Annotated in this window: 12 protein-coding genes; 1 reads left to right on the top strand and 11 read right to left on the bottom strand. The window is 52.8% G+C overall.

Annotated features, from left to right (window positions below; all coding sequences use genetic code 11):
• Positions 1–91: 91 nt before the first annotated feature.
• The 7 genes from fusA to LHF31_RS00035 form a co-directional block, all read right to left on the bottom strand.
• A complete protein-coding gene (gene fusA, locus LHF31_RS00005; RefSeq protein ID WP_298004916.1) occupies positions 92–2,164 on the bottom strand; it encodes an elongation factor G in 2,073 nt (690 codons plus the stop codon).
• Positions 2,165–2,190: 26 nt separating this feature from the next.
• Complete coding sequence (gene rpsG, locus LHF31_RS00010; RefSeq protein ID WP_298004912.1) at positions 2,191–2,658, bottom strand: 30S ribosomal protein S7; 468 nt, start codon at positions 2,656–2,658, stop codon at positions 2,191–2,193.
• 27 nt (positions 2,659–2,685) lie between these two features.
• Positions 2,686–3,102 (bottom strand): 30S ribosomal protein S12, encoded by a 417-nt coding sequence (gene rpsL / locus LHF31_RS00015; protein WP_298004909.1) that lies wholly within the window; start codon positions 3,100–3,102, stop codon positions 2,686–2,688.
• Positions 3,103–3,255: 153 nt separating this feature from the next.
• Positions 3,256–7,203: a DNA-directed RNA polymerase subunit beta gene (locus LHF31_RS00020; protein ID WP_298004907.1), complete on the bottom strand. Its 3,948-nt coding sequence runs from the start codon at positions 7,201–7,203 to the stop codon at positions 3,256–3,258.
• A 147-nt stretch (positions 7,204–7,350) separates the two neighbouring features.
• Entirely contained in the window at positions 7,351–7,839 is a 489-nt protein-coding gene (locus tag LHF31_RS00025; RefSeq protein WP_303773034.1) for a low molecular weight protein arginine phosphatase, read from the bottom strand.
• An 11-nt stretch (positions 7,840–7,850) separates the two neighbouring features.
• Positions 7,851–8,924, bottom strand: a complete 1,074-nt coding sequence (gene gmd / locus LHF31_RS00030; RefSeq protein WP_298005451.1) for a GDP-mannose 4,6-dehydratase — start codon at positions 8,922–8,924, stop codon at positions 7,851–7,853.
• A gap of 88 nt (positions 8,925–9,012) precedes the next feature.
• Positions 9,013–9,909: a TIGR01777 family oxidoreductase gene (locus tag LHF31_RS00035; protein ID WP_298005454.1), complete on the bottom strand. Its 897-nt coding sequence runs from the start codon at positions 9,907–9,909 to the stop codon at positions 9,013–9,015.
• A gap of 70 nt (positions 9,910–9,979) precedes the next feature.
• On the opposite strand from LHF31_RS00035, the gene LHF31_RS00040 reads away from it, so the two are divergent.
• Positions 9,980–10,483: an HNH endonuclease gene (locus tag LHF31_RS00040; protein WP_298005457.1), complete on the top strand. Its 504-nt coding sequence runs from the start codon at positions 9,980–9,982 to the stop codon at positions 10,481–10,483.
• A 71-nt stretch (positions 10,484–10,554) separates the two neighbouring features.
• Here LHF31_RS00040 and LHF31_RS00045 read toward each other — a convergent pair whose 3' ends face one another.
• The 4 genes from LHF31_RS00045 to LHF31_RS00060 are packed head-to-tail and all read right to left on the bottom strand — an operon-like array spanning position 10,555 to position 14,402.
• Complete coding sequence (locus tag LHF31_RS00045) at positions 10,555–11,976, bottom strand: stage II sporulation protein M (RefSeq protein WP_298005460.1); 1,422 nt, start codon at positions 11,974–11,976, stop codon at positions 10,555–10,557.
• Complete coding sequence (locus tag LHF31_RS00050; protein ID WP_298005463.1) at positions 11,966–12,895, bottom strand: ABC transporter ATP-binding protein; 930 nt, start codon at positions 12,893–12,895, stop codon at positions 11,966–11,968. Before LHF31_RS00050 ends, LHF31_RS00045 begins: the two co-directional genes overlap by 11 nt.
• Positions 12,896–12,941: 46 nt before the next feature.
• A complete protein-coding gene (lgt, locus tag LHF31_RS00055; RefSeq protein ID WP_298005468.1) occupies positions 12,942–13,754 on the bottom strand; it encodes a prolipoprotein diacylglyceryl transferase in 813 nt (270 codons plus the stop codon).
• A gap of 15 nt (positions 13,755–13,769) precedes the next feature.
• Complete coding sequence (locus LHF31_RS00060) at positions 13,770–14,402, bottom strand: CDP-alcohol phosphatidyltransferase family protein (protein ID WP_298005471.1); 633 nt, start codon at positions 14,400–14,402, stop codon at positions 13,770–13,772.
• Between the last annotated feature and the right edge of the window lie 20 nt (positions 14,403–14,422).

Here is a 14,422-nt window from a genome sequence, read left to right on the forward strand (position 1 = left end):
CCATCGTCCCTACGTTCAGATGCGGCTTCGTCCGTTCAAATTTCTGCTTCGCCATAAAAACACTCCTCCAAAATTTCTGGTGAATATCCGGTTATGAATTGAGAATCTTCTGCGCTACGGTGGCGCTCACGGGTGCGTAGTGATCGAACTCCATGGAGAAGACCCCACGTCCCTGAGTGGCTGAGCGCAACTCGGTCGCATATCCGAACATCTCTGCCAGCGGCACCATCGCCCGAACCGCCTGAGCGTTGCCAGGGCGAACTTCCATGCCCTGAATTTCACCACGGCGGGCGTTCAACTGCCCCAGCACATCGCCTAAAAACTCTTCTGGCACCACGACCTCAACCTTCATGATGGGTTCAAGCAAAACGGGCGAACCGCGTTGAATCCCTTCTTTGAAGGCAAAAATCGCCGCCATTTTGAACGACATCTCGTTCGAGTCAACCTCGTGATAGGAGCCGTCAATCAGCGTCACCTTGACATCCGTGACTGGATATCCGGCAAGAACGCCGCTCTCTGCGGCTTCAATCACGCCTTTTTGCACAGCAGGGACAAATTCCTGCGGTACAGCCCCACCGACAACTTTGCTCTCAAACTGAACACCATTCCCCCGCTCGACCGGTTCCATGCTGAGAACCACATGCCCATACATACCTTTTCCACCGGTCTGCTTGACATAGCGGTATTCCACCTTGGGCACCGGCCGGGTGATGGTTTCGCGGTAAGACACCTTGGGTTTCCCCACGTTTGCCTGTACGCGGAACTCCCGCAACATGCGGTCTACCAGCACATCCAGATGCAGTTCGCCCATACCGGAAATAATGGTTTGACCGGTATTTTCATCGGTGCGCACGCGGAAGGTTGGATCTTCTTCTGAAAGTTTGCGCAGGGCTTCTGCCATTTTGTCCTGGTCAGCAGTAGTCTTGGGTTCAATCGCCACCGAGATCACCGGTTCCGGGAACTGGATGCTTTCCAGCAGAATCTGCGCCTGCGGATCACACAGGGTATCGCCAGTAAAGGTGTCTTTCAACCCCAGAACGGCGCCGATATCACCCGCAGGAATTTCCTCCACGTCCTCACGCCGATCCGCATACATGCGCAAGAGGCGCCCAATGCGTTCCTTTCGCCCCTTGCCCGGGTTGTACACCATGGTATTGGTGGTCACCTTCCCCGAGTACACGCGGAAGTAAGCCAGCCGCCCCACATAGGGATCGGTGACAATTTTGAATACCAGCGCGCTCAACGGCGCATCATCGGAAACCGGTCGGGTAATCTCTTCGCCTGTATTGGGATCGGTTCCGCGTACCGGCGGAATATCCAGCGGCGAGGGCAGGTAATCAATGATCGCGTCCAGGACCGGCTGTACGCCTTTATTCTTTAACGAACTCCCGCAGAAAACCGGTGTGGCTCTATTCTCCAGCGTAGCCCGACGCAGTGCCGCTTTCAACTCTTCCACGGTGATTTCCTCACCCTCAAGGAATTTGACCGTAAGGTCATCATCCAGTTCGGCAATACGCTCCACCAGAATGGCGCGCCGTTCTTCGGCTTCATCACGGAGTTCCGCCGGGATTTCCCCATACACGGGTTCGCGGCCCAGTTCATCGCGCCAGGTGATGGCTTGCATGGTCAGCAAGTCCACCACACCAGAAAAGTTGGATTCAGCACCAATGGGGATTTGCATCGGAATCGGGTTGGCGCCCAACCGGTTGCGAATTGATTCAATCGAATACTCATAGGACGCACCGACCCGATCCATTTTGTTGATAAAACAAATACGCGGGACGTTATAACGATCTGCCTGTCGCCAGACAGTTTCGCTTTGTGGTTCTACCCCTTGAGTGGCATCGAACACCACCACACCGCCGTCTAAAACACGCAGGGAGCGCTGAACCTCCGCCGTAAAGTCAATATGACCTGGCGTATCAATGAGGTTAATCTGGTAATCTTTCCACTCGGCTGTGACTGCCGCAGAAACAATCGTAATTCCCCGCTCTCGTTCCTGCACCATCCAATCCGTTACAGTGGTGCCTTCGTCCACCGACCCCAACCGATAGGTTTTACCTGTGTAGAACAGGATCCGCTCGGTAGTCGTGGTCTTCCCTGCGTCAATATGAGCAATGATTCCGATGTTACGGCACCGCTCTAACGGAAATGTTCGAGCCATGCTTCACCTTTTTATACCTTGTAAAACTAAACCCGGAAGTGGGAGAATGCCCGGTTAGCCTCCGCCATCTTGTGGGTTTCTTCGCGCTTGCGCACGGCAGCACCCTGATTGTTATTGGCATCCAGCAGTTCAGCCGCCAACTTTTCAGAGAAAGACTTGCCCGAGCGGGCTTTGGCAGCCTGGATAATCCAGCGCATGGCTAACGTCATGCGGCGGCGCGCAGGAACTTCCAACGGCACCTGATAAGTAGCCCCACCCACGCGGCGCGGACGAACTTCCATGATCGGACCGACGTTCTTAATCGCCTGTTCAAAAATATCCACTGCAGGGCGACCAGTCTTTTCCTGCACCATTTCCAAGGCATCATAGACCAGCCGTGCCGCAAGGCTTTTCTTACCGCGGCGCATGACCCGGTTGATAAACTCCTGCACTAACACGCTGTTATAGCGCACATCCGGATTGATTTCTCGGACTTCAGGTTTGGTACGACGCATATTTCCCTACTCCATGATCCAAAAAGACTATTTCGGCCGCTTCGCGCCGTACTTTGAACGACCCTGGCGCCGCTTGGCAACACCGGTGGTATCCAGCGTGCCGCGAACGATGTGATAACGCACACCCGGCAAGTCTTTCACGCGGCCGCCACGCACCAGCACCACCGAGTGCTCCTGCAACTGATGCCCCTCACCCGGAATATACGCCGTGACTTCGATACCGTTCGTCAGGCGCACGCGGGCAATTTTCCGCAAAGCCGAGTTCGGCTTCTTGGGGGTCATCGTACGGACTACGGTGCAAACCCCACGTTTCTGCGGGGAGCCACCCTCCTTGGGAAGACGGCGCTGCTTGTACACATTGAGAATGTACTGCAGAGCAGGCGCTTTGCTCTTCACCTTTTTCGATTCGCGTCCTTTTCGAATGAGTTGATTGATGGTTGGCACCTTCTTGCCTCCAAAAAATATATATCAGTACGGTTTGATAGCGTTTCTTTTCTCCATAAAGGGAGGCCATCATTTCACCTTGCACAGATGGCCTCGCCTCTATTTCCGTGTCTATGACAGGCAACGGGCAAGGATTATATCACAACTCCCGGGCTATAGCAAGTCATCCTCGCCATCGCCGCTTCCCAGTCCTAAATCCTCACCCAAGCCAAGCAAGCCCGTCTCAATCTTTGGCGGTCGTACACGCTCTTCATCTTTACCAAAGCGCACCACCTCGCCATTTTCCATAATGGCTTCGACCGCTACACCCAGGCTTTGCAGTTCCTTGACCAGCACGCGGAAAGCCGCCGGTATGCTGGGCTCTTCAATGGGTTCGTTCTTGACAATTGCCTCATAGGTGGCGACACGTCCCTGAACATCATCAGATTTCACGGTGAGCATTTCCTGCAGGGTATGTGCCGCACCGTAGGCTTCCAGCGCCCACACTTCCATTTCACCAAAGCGCTGACCACCAAACTGCGCTTTACCACCCAGCGGCTGCTGAGTAACCAGACTGTACGGGCCTGTAGAGCGGGCGTGAACTTTGTCTTCCACCAGGTGGTGCAGTTTCAACATGGTCATCACGCCTACTGTCACCGGCTGATCGTAGTACTCACCGGTCTTACCATCGCGCAGACGTTGTTTGCCCAGCAACGGCATGGGGTTACCGGTCTGGCGCATGTAATCTTCTGCCACCTCACGGATTTTCTCATTGGCAACGTTGCTGACATCCACACCCTGCGATTCCAGCCAGATGCGCAGACAGACTTCAATGGCGTTGAGATCCTTAGACGAGATCGCCGGGGCTTTCAAGCCAACATCCTCAAATTGCAGGATGGAATCAGGGTCATAGCCCTTATCGCGGAGCCACTCAGTGAGGGTAGAGCGGCGAGCATATACCTCATCTTCGCCCAGTCGGTTTATGTCGTATCCGCGCTCACCCAACCATTGCTGAATGTACAAAGTGCGCACTTCATTATCATCCCGGAAATCTTCCGGAGCAGCGCCCTGCTCCTTGGCCATCTGCCAGGCAGCATCAACGGTTTCTTTCCATGCCAGGTCAATCAGATAGGCACGTGCCAGTTCGGCTTCAATTTCGGTTTCGTTTGCACCATCGAAGACAGGGGTAATGGCGCGGAACCCCAGACGCATTGCCGCCCAACCCAGATGAGTTTCAAGCACCTGCCCAATGTTCATACGTCCGGGCACACCCAGGGGGTTAAGGATGATATCCACCGGGGTACCATCTTCAAGGAAGGGCATATCTTCCACCGGCACGACCCGAGAGACCACGCCTTTGTTCCCGTGGCGCCCTGCCATTTTATCTCCCGCAGTGATCTTACGGCGCTGTGCAACCGACACACGCACCATCATATCCACACCGGCAGGCAAATCGGTATTGTCCTGACGGGTGAAGACTTTCACATCCACCACTTTACCCCGCTCGCCATGTGGCATGCGCAGGGAAGTATCTTTCACATCCCGGGACTTTTCACCAAAGATTGCCCGCAACAGGCGCTCTTCAGGAGTGAGTTCTTTTTCACCTTTGGGAGTAATTTTGCCAACCAGAATGTCGTTGGGTCCCACCTCAGCACCGATGCGAATGATGCCGTTTTCGTCCAGATCTTTGATGGCATCCTCACCCACATTCGGAATGTCACGGGTAATCTCTTCCGGTCCCAGTTTGGTGTCGCGGGCTTCGATTTCGTACTTTTCGATGTGGACAGAGGTAAATTTATCTTCCTGAACCAGGCGTTCAGAAATCAGGATGGCGTCTTCAAAGTTTCCGCCCTCCCAGGAAAGGAAAGCCACCACCACGTTTTGACCCAGAGCCAGATTCCCATTGACGGTGGAACTGGAGTCCGCCAGAACATCTCCCTTGCGGACAATCTGTCCCTTACGCACTGCAGGACGCTGATCAATACAGGTGGACTGGTTGGAACGCTGGTATTTGCGTAGTTGATACACCCGCACACCGCTGGGGGTTCGCAGGACAACCTGCCGCCCGTTGACCGAAATCACCTCGCCATCCTCTTCCGCAACCAGCACCTGTCCGGAGTCGCGTGCGGCATACAGTTCCATACCGGTAGAGACAATGGGGATCTCCGGGCGCACCAGAGGAACGGCCTGCGCCTGCATGTTCGATCCCATCAAAGCACGGTTGGCATCATCATGCTCAAGGAAGGGGATAAGCGCAGCGCTGATGCCCACCACCTGATTGGGAGCGACATCCATGTAGTTAATGCTATCCGGTGAGGCTTCGGTGAAGTCTGAGTGATAGCGGCAGGAAATCCGATCCTGAATGAATTCGTTGTATTCGTTGAGCAGGGAGTTCGCCTGCGCAATCATGAATTTATCTTCGGCGTCGGCGGAGAGGTACTCCACATCATCCGACACAAACGGCACCACAAAGATGGTCGATTTGTTCAGTTTCTGGATTGCCGGGAGCATTTCCGCGGTCACGCGTTCACCTTCGCGGGCAATCACCTCACCCGTTTCGGGATCGGTGAGGGTTTCGCGGAGTTTACGTCCTACCAGACGTTCATCTCTGGAAGAGAGCGATTTAATCACCCGGCGATAGGGCGTCTCAATAAAGCCGTATTCGTTCACCCGGGAGAAGGACGCCAGACGTCCAATCAAACCAATGTTTGGACCTTCAGGCGTCTCAATCGGGCAAATTCGGCCATAGTGGGAGTGGTGCACATCGCGGACATCAAATCCTGCCCGTTCACGGCGCAAGCCACCAGGACCCAGCGCCGAGAGAGTGCGCTTATGACGCAGTTCGGCAAGCGGGTTGGTCTGATCCATGAACTGAGATAACTGGCTGGAGCCAAAGAACTCACGCAGTGCCGCCACCACCGGTCGAATGTTGACCAGGCTCATCGGCGTCACCTGTTCCTGATCACGGATGGACATGCGTTCTTTGATGACCCGCTCCATGCGGCGCAGTCCAATGCGCAGTTTGTTCTGGATGAGTTCACCCACCGTCTTGACCCGGCGATTGCCGAGGTGGTCAATATCATCCTTGTCTTCGCGCTCGTTGTTGATAAGGATCATCCGTCGAATCAGATTGAGGATGTCCCACTTGGTAATGGTGCGGTGTGTGACGGGGATTTTATCGGACAAATCCAGTTTCTGATTGAGTTTGTAACGCCCCACCCGCTCCAGATCGTAATGACGCTGGTCAAACAACTGCTCTTCCAGGAACTGGCGGGCGTTTTCCAGGGTAGCGGGGTCTCCCGGGCGCATCCGCTTGAAGAACTCCAGCAACGCCGCCTGAGCAATTGTTAACCCGCCGGTCAAATCCCAAACCGGTTCCTGGCGCATCGTCGAGGCAATAAAGAGACGTTCAGGATTGTTATCCACATCCTGGAAGAGTGCCAGCAGTTCCTCATCCGTCCCTTCCTTAAGGGGACTTTCACCACCAAGACCATCGTCAACTGCCGCCAGAGCGCGCAGGAAAATGGTAATGGGTACGGTGCGCTTGCGGTTGAATTTGAGAATCAGGTAATCATTTTTACGGGTCTCAAATTCCATCCATGCGCCGCGATCGGGAATCAATTTTGCCATTGCCAGGCGGCGCCCTGTGGCACGATCCACGGGAGCGTCAAAATACACGCCCGGCGAGCGGATCAACTGCGAGACAACCACGCGCTCTGTACCATTAATGATGAACGTGCCTTTATCGGTCATTTCCGGGAAATCACCCAGGAAGATTTCCTGCCGGATGGGTTCAGGCACTTCGGGACCAGCCAGCAACACCCCCACGTACAGCGGGCTGGCATAGGTCAAATCCTTTTCCACACACTCTTCAATGGAGTGCTTCGGCTCCCCAAAGCGAATGCGCAGGTTAAACTGCTGAGCCTCCTGCGAACGCCCGGGGAAATACAATTTCATCCCCTTGTTGTAAGATTCAATTGGGGAAATCTCATCAAACAGATCAATCAATCCTTCTTGCTTGAGCCGTTTGAACGAGTCAACCTGAACATCAATCAGATCGGGAAGATCGAAAACAACCGGAATACGCGCGTAAGACTTCGTGGTTGTCAATTCGGAAGCCATGCTTTTCTCCTGCACCTCATACTTTAGACCGGATCCTGTCCTGCGATAAACACAATACGTGCATTTTACGCAAAAGGCAATTATACCCGAACGGATCTGTTTGGGTCAAGAAACTGGACATTCTTTTTTTTCAAATACCCCACTACTTTAATCCGACGAAACCTCACTGTCAAAGCCCGCTAAGGATAAGATCCGCGCTAACCCTCTTTCGATTAAGGAGTCCAACTCGGCGGCAGTTTTTTCATATTCCTCCAGCGAGGCGCCATACGGATCTTCAACAGGCAGGGATTCTCCTGCCATTTCACTCAACAAATAAATTCTTGAAGCCAGATGAGGAAATTCCACCTGTAAGGCTTCTTTGTGACCCGGCTCCATGACCAGAATGAGATCAAACATTTCCAGCAAATAACTGGAGACTGTCTTGGAACGGTGGGCACGAATGTTCAGACCGCGTTTTTCCATGGCGAGAATGGCGTTTTGCGACGCCGCCTGTCCATCGTAAGCCCATGTTCCGGCAGAATCCACCAGCCATTGTTCGGGATGAAGTCCATTTGAGTTCAAGCGCGCCAAAAAGAGCGCCGCTGCCATGGGCGAACGACAGATATTGGCTGTACAAACGAACAACACCGCGGGCATCGGTAATTTTCCTAATGATCATCCATGGAGATAACCTGCTTCTCCCAGCGGTGCCAGTTCCCGAAGCGTTCCTGGAGAATGCGTTTCCCTTCGCCTGGACATTCCAACCCCATCAATTCCAGATCGGCATCCACCATGATTCGCACCAGTTCGCGGAAGCGAACTTTCGGCTCCCAGCCCAGCACAGTACGGGCTTTTGTGGCATCGGCAAGCAGATAATCTACCTCGGTTGGACGGAAGTAACGCGGGTCAATTTTGACGTATTCATGCCAGTCCATATCGAGGTAGCCAAAGGCTTCATCCAGAAATTCACGCACCGTATGGGCTTCACCCGTTCCGATTACAAAGTCATCGGGTTCATCACGGTTGAGCATCATCCACATGGCTTCAACGTATTCCGGAGCATACCCCCAGTCCCGGCGGGAGTCCAGGTTACCCAGGTAAAGCACCTTTTGTTTGCCCGCCCGAATGGATGCCAGCGCGCGGGTAATCTTACGGGTCACAAAAGTTTCTCCACGCCGTGGACTTTCATGGTTAAAGAGAATTCCATTCACTGCAAAAATGTGATAGGCTTCCCGGTAATTGCGGGTGAGCCAGTAGGAATACAGTTTGGCTACAGCGTAGGGGCTGCGCGGTTCAAAGGGGGTGTTTTCATTCTGAGGAGGCTTGGCGCTCCCAAACATCTCACTGGAAGAAGCCTGATAAAAACGAGCCTTAACACCGCTTTTGCGAATGGCTTCCAGAATGCGTGCCGTACCTAACCCGGTGACATCGCCGGTAAACTCCGGCATATCAAAACTCACCCGCACATGGCTTTGAGCGCCAAGATGATAAATCTCATCCGGGCGAATGTTATAAATGATATCCAGCAGAGTATCCGAAGCGGTCAAATCGCCATAATGAAGGTATAAGTGCACCGGATCTCCGTTGGCATGGGGATCACGGTAAATGTGATCGATACGGCGGGTGTTGAAAGTGCTTGCGCGTCGAATCATTCCATGAACTTCGTATCCTTTGGAAAGGAGCAGTTCAGCCAGATACGAACCATCCTGTCCGGTAATCCCCGTGATGAGTGCCTTTTTCAATTTCTTGCCTCCCAAACAAAAGTAGAGCCAGTGCCAGAGTATACCATACTCTGGAAATGTGTTTGGAACAACCTCTCTTCAACTGGTTTCATTCCAATAAATTCCGCAAAGCCTCTTCCAGGTGGGGATACGCAAACACAAACCCCTCCGCCAGTAAGCGGGCAGGCACAACCCGTTGGCCATCCAGCACCAGTGTGCTCATCTCCCCCAGCAAGACACGCAGGGCAAATCCCGGAACCGGAAGCCAGCAGGGTCGGCGAAGTACCTTTGCCAGCGTGCACATGAAATCCTGATTTTGTACGGGAGTAGGTGCAGTCAGGTTATACACCCCCCGGGCAGAGGTTGTCTCAATGAGAAATCGCATGGCACGCACCTGATCCTGAATATGGATCCAGGATATCCATTGCCTTCCAGACCCCAGAGGACCACCCACCCCCAGGCGAACGGGCAACACCATACGATTCAGCACGCCTCCTTCACGCGCCAGCACCACCCCCGTGCGGATGATCACCCGGCGAACTCCCAGATCCTCCACTTCACGGGTAGATTGTTCCCACGCTCTCCCTACCTGAGCAAGAAAATCTTCCCCACCGGGTGCCGCCTCATCCAGCGCTAAATCGCCTGATTGAGTTCCATAGTATCCAATTGCAGAGGACTGAATCAGCACCTCCGGCTTGCGGCTTGCCTGAAAAAATGCCTGCGAGACCATTTTGCCAGCCTGTAACCGGCTCTCCTGGATCCGCTGTTTCTTTTCCTTTGTCCAGCGTCCAGCGCCGATATTTTCTCCTGCAAGATTCACTACCGCCCGGGCATTCTCCATCTCCAGAGGCAAATCTTCCCAGCCAATCTGGCGAAATTGCCCCCCTGAAGCACCTCTTCGAGGGCTTCGGCTGACAATGACCACTTCCCAGCCTGCCGATTGCATTTCTCTGCAAAAGGACTGTCCTATCAACCCACTGCCGCCTGTTACGATGACTGATGGCATAAAAACCTCCGATCTTTTGATTGATATACTACTTTTTATTCCCTGAAAGGGTTCGTGCTATAATTTTGTTATGCACGAACCTGTACTGGTGTTGAATGCCAACTTTGAACCGATTCATGTATGTGACATGCGTCGGGCAGTTGGGCTTTTAATGAGTGAGAAAGCCACCATGGTGGTCAACGGAAGAGGCAACATTCTCACAGTCAGCCGTGTCATCCCACGTCCCTCGGTGATTCGACTGCAAAAAATGATTTCACGCCCCCGCCCGCGGCTGAAACTCACCCGCCGCGAGGTGTTCCGCCGCGATAATTACACCTGTCAATACTGCGGTAAACATACCACCGACCTGACCGTAGATCATGTCATTCCCCGCCATCTGGGCGGAAAACACTGCTGGACCAACGTGGTTGCTGCCTGTCCGGTTTGTAATCATCGCAAAGGTGGACGCACGCTGGAAGAAGCCGGTATGAAATTACTCCGCCCGCCAGCAGAACCTCCCATGTCGGCTCAATATATCTTTGGCAGACACCTGGAAGAAAATAAGGAGTGGGAACAATTCCTGGTGGGCTGGTAATTTCTATCCAGTTCTATCATAACAAAAAACAGGGCGCTGTGTGCGCCCTGTTCGTTTCCGTCAAAGGTTTTTCAAGAGCCGAGTATCGCCAGAACCAGTTGAGGGGTGACGAAGGCTTCAATAAATGCCGCAACCAGAAGCAAGGGAACAACAATCCCTACCATAATCTTTGCCCAATCGGCAAGGGATCTCAATAACACTTCACCAATGGTAAAATCGCGCGCGGGAGTGGCTAAGGCAGCGCCAATTTTCAACACTGCCGCAGTAGCAAAAATCGCCGCAGGTACTTCAAAAATCCCGTGGGGAACGATCATCGCCAGAATAGGGAGAAGAGAAACCTGATTGGTGGAAAGAAACGCTCCCAGAAAGCCTACTGCCGCCATTGTTCCCATGATGGGTAAAGCCCCAACCACGCCAAAGGTGAAGATGCCCAGCACCATAGACAGCAACAACACCCGTAAGTTTTGCCAGAAAATCAACAGAAACATGCCTGGCTGATTTCCCAGCAATGCCTGCCGAAGCCGTTCAATATCGGGCAGGTTTTGTTGTTCAAGTTTGCTGGCGGTCACCAACACAGGATACTGTTGAAGCATATAAGCCCCAATCGCCATTCCCACCAGTGCAATCGCCAGCGTCAGAATCGATGGAACCAGTAATTCCCGAAAAGTGGGAAAAACTTTCTGTACGTACCATTCCGAAAGAGAACGCGCTTCACCCTTGAACTGTTTCCAGAAGACCTGCCATGCCCAGGCAGGTTTGAGCACGTCAATCTCACGCCCCAGCACCTTCTCGCGATTGAAATGGGACACCCCTACCCGGCTCAACAGGACAGCCAAAATGAATGTGCCCAGCAGGACCCACCAGAGGGTCATCTCATTACCCCAGAACATCACCAGCGCTTCCCATTGAATCAGAAAAGCCACAGGTAAAACAATAAACGAGGACAGCAGGTTTGCCGCTCTCACCGAAGTTGCCTGACTGGAAATGACCACCGCCCCTGAAACCATCATGACTGCCTGAATGGTGGTAAGAAGAAAGATTTGTGTCATGATGATGGGCTGCGGGAGGGATATCCCCCGGTTGACCAACCCAACCAGATAGACAATCATGGCAAGATAACTTCCCAGCAAAGGCATGAGTGTTGAGGCAAGTAACTTTCCAACGTAAATTTGCCAGTCCAGCAACGGAGTGTTGAGCAGAGGCTCAATGCTGTTGCGTTCTTTTTCACCGGCAAAGGACTCCAGCGCAATCACCAGCGAAACCGAGATCGGGAAAAAACCCACTACCATGAACAGGAACGGCACCAGACGATCCGCAACAATGGACGCGCCATATTCCGAGGTGAAGTCCAGCATTTCACGAACCGTCCAGTTCATGATGAACGGAAAGCCCAAAGCCAGAATCAGAATGGGGAAAATGATACGCCAGTCGCGAAGTTGATCCCTTAACTCGCGGCGTACTAAAATCCAAACCGGACGAAGTTCAGTCCACATCCTCTTTCTCCATTCGAATTGCCTTTAAGAACACCTCTTCCAGACTACGCGGCACTTCCTGAAATGAGAGGACCTCTACCTGCTGGTGGAACAAGGCTCTGAGCAATTCAGGATTGTTGACCCGGGGATGTGCAACCTGGAACCGCACCCAATCTTCCCCTCTGGCTGTCACAGTAACGCCCTCCGGCAACTGCAGGGCTACCCCATTAAGTGGATGAGCCAGTCGGGCAAGAAACTCAGGGGCTCCCAACTGTTGTTCTTTAACCTCTTCCAGTGCCCCCTGCAAAATGATACGTCCACGATGAATGATTGCAACATCATCAGCCAGTTCTTCCCCTTCCACCAGATTGTGCGTGCACAGTAAAATGGTTCTTCCCTGTCCGCGCATATGGGCGATGGCATTGCGCACGACCCGGGCGGATTCAGGATCCATTGCAGAAGTAGGTTCATCCAGCATCAATACCGGCGGATTATGCAAAATAGCGCGCACCAGAGCCAGTTTCTGGCGCATCCCTTTGGAAAATTCTCCCAAGCGCTTTTTCTCTGTGCCATTCAGTTCGAATTCTTCCAAAAGGGGTCTTGCCCGCCGACGCACCTCGGTTTCGGTCATACCGTAAAGGCTGCCAAAGAATTCCAGATACTCCCATAACGACATACGGGAATACAAGCCATGATGTTCGGTAAGAACGCCTACTGAGGCTCGCACCTTTTGGGCTTCACGAACAATATCATAACCCGCCACCCGCGCGCTTCCCTGTGTGGGTTTAAGGAGGGAAGAAAGCATGCGAATCGTGGTCGTCTTGCCAGCGCCATTTTTCCCCAAAAGCGCCAGCACGCGCCCTTCCGCAACCGAGAAGGAGACCTGATTAACGGCAACAAAATCGTCAAAAACTTTTGTCAGACCCTCAGCATGAATCATCCAAAACCTCTACCATTAATATAAAAGAAAACCGACATAAAAAAGATTACAGTTCCTTATCAGTTCTCCGATGACGCCAGAACAAAATCGCACCAGACACTACAGCCACCGCCAGCATAATCACCTGGTTTGCGTTGAGCGTCCCCCACGGCGCTGGATCCAGACGTAAAAATTCCAGAGCAAAACGCCCAATGCCATAAATCATCGCATACATCAAGAACACATCCCAGGTCTTGAGTTTTCCTGCAAAACGCCTTGATGCCCAGAGCAAGAAGCCCATGTTCAACAGGTTCCAGAGAAACTCATACAGGAACAGAGGATGATAATACTCCACACTGGCATACTGGGGCAAGCGATGAGCAGGGTCTATATAAAGTTTCCATGGCAAATTTGTGGGTGCGCCATACAGTTCCTGGTTGAAATAATTTCCCCACCGTCCAATAGCCTGGGCAAGAGCCAGACCGGGAGCAATTGCATCTGCCCAGACTCCCAGCGGGAATTTCTTGCTCCGCGAATAAATCCATACGGCAATTAAACCGCCAATGACCGCGCCCGGGATTCCCAATCCGCCCCGGCGCAGATTCAGCATATCCAGAGGGTGAGTGAAATAATATGCTGTGGTGATACCCTGTTCCACCATCGAGGCTGGCGGAAGAAGCACATGCCACAACCTCGCCCCAATGATGCCACCGATCAATGCAATGGGCAGTAAATCCCAAGCCAGATCGGGGTTTTCTCCATACCGTCTGGCTTCACGGCTGGCAAGCCAGGTTGCCGCTACAGCACCCAAAACAATCAAAATACCATAGTAATAAATCTTAAACGTACCAATCAAAATCCCGTCGAACTGGATAGACATATGGCTTTTTCCTCCTCATCCTTCTCGTTTTACGGTTGTGCGTTCATACGCCTGTTTACGCACGTGCCATATTCGTTGTAAGGCAGTGATGTTTCCAAAAAAGGCAATCAATGCCAGCGAGATTATCGGTTGATTGAAAATCAACCCCGGCACCAGCACAAGAAAACGTTCGACCCGCGTGAACAATCCAATCTTGGTTTCAAACCCCACCGACTGCGCCCTGGCACGAATGTAAGACACCAGCACCGAACCCGCTGCAGCGAGATAGACCATCAACACCCCCAGCCAGAGGTCCTCCCTTAAAAAATAAATCAGCAAGCCAAGGAAAATGACCAGTTCAGAGTAGCGGTCGGTCACCGAGTCCACAAAAGCGCCAAATTCACTGGACAAACCGCGCAATCGCGCCATCGTTCCATCCAAAGCGTCAATCGGTCCCATCAGTAAAATCACCACACCGCCCGCGGGAATGTGCCCCAGCGCCAGAAGCACTGCCCCAAAGACATTCCCCACCAGTCCCAGGATGGTCATAGTATTGGGCATAATGCCAAGGCGATTGAAGAACATCGCCACTGGTTCGAGCACATTCTTGAAAGTCTTACGGAGAAAATCGGTGAAGGTCACTGGTTCTTTCCTGACAATCTGTTCCACAGTTTCACCTCAATGGGAAA

The organism is Anaerolinea thermophila, assembly GCF_020723905.1.
In the GTDB taxonomy this organism is placed as follows: domain Bacteria; phylum Chloroflexota; class Anaerolineae; order Anaerolineales; family Anaerolineaceae; genus Anaerolinea; species Anaerolinea thermophila_A.

Excerpts from the sequence above, each read along its gene's own strand:
- LHF31_RS00045 (WP_298005460.1), bottom strand. The coding sequence starts at position 11,976 with ATGTGGACTGAACTTCGTCCGGTTTGGATTTTAGTACGCCGCGAGTTA.
- fusA (WP_298004916.1), bottom strand. The coding sequence starts at position 2,164 with ATGGCTCGAACATTTCCGTTAGAGCGGTGCCGTAACATCGGAATCATT.
- LHF31_RS00020 (WP_298004907.1), bottom strand. The coding sequence starts at position 7,203 with ATGGCTTCCGAATTGACAACCACGAAGTCTTACGCGCGTATTCCGGTT.
- LHF31_RS00040 (WP_298005457.1), top strand. The coding sequence starts at position 9,980 with ATGCACGAACCTGTACTGGTGTTGAATGCCAACTTTGAACCGATTCAT.
- LHF31_RS00050 (WP_298005463.1), bottom strand. The coding sequence starts at position 12,895 with ATGATTCATGCTGAGGGTCTGACAAAAGTTTTTGACGATTTTGTTGCC.
- lgt (WP_298005468.1), bottom strand. The coding sequence starts at position 13,754 with ATGTCTATCCAGTTCGACGGGATTTTGATTGGTACGTTTAAGATTTAT.
- LHF31_RS00035 (WP_298005454.1), bottom strand. The coding sequence starts at position 9,909 with ATGCCATCAGTCATCGTAACAGGCGGCAGTGGGTTGATAGGACAGTCC.
- LHF31_RS00025 (WP_303773034.1), bottom strand. The coding sequence starts at position 7,839 with ATGCCCGCGGTGTTGTTCGTTTGTACAGCCAATATCTGTCGTTCGCCC.
- rpsG (WP_298004912.1), bottom strand. The coding sequence starts at position 2,658 with ATGCGTCGTACCAAACCTGAAGTCCGAGAAATCAATCCGGATGTGCGC.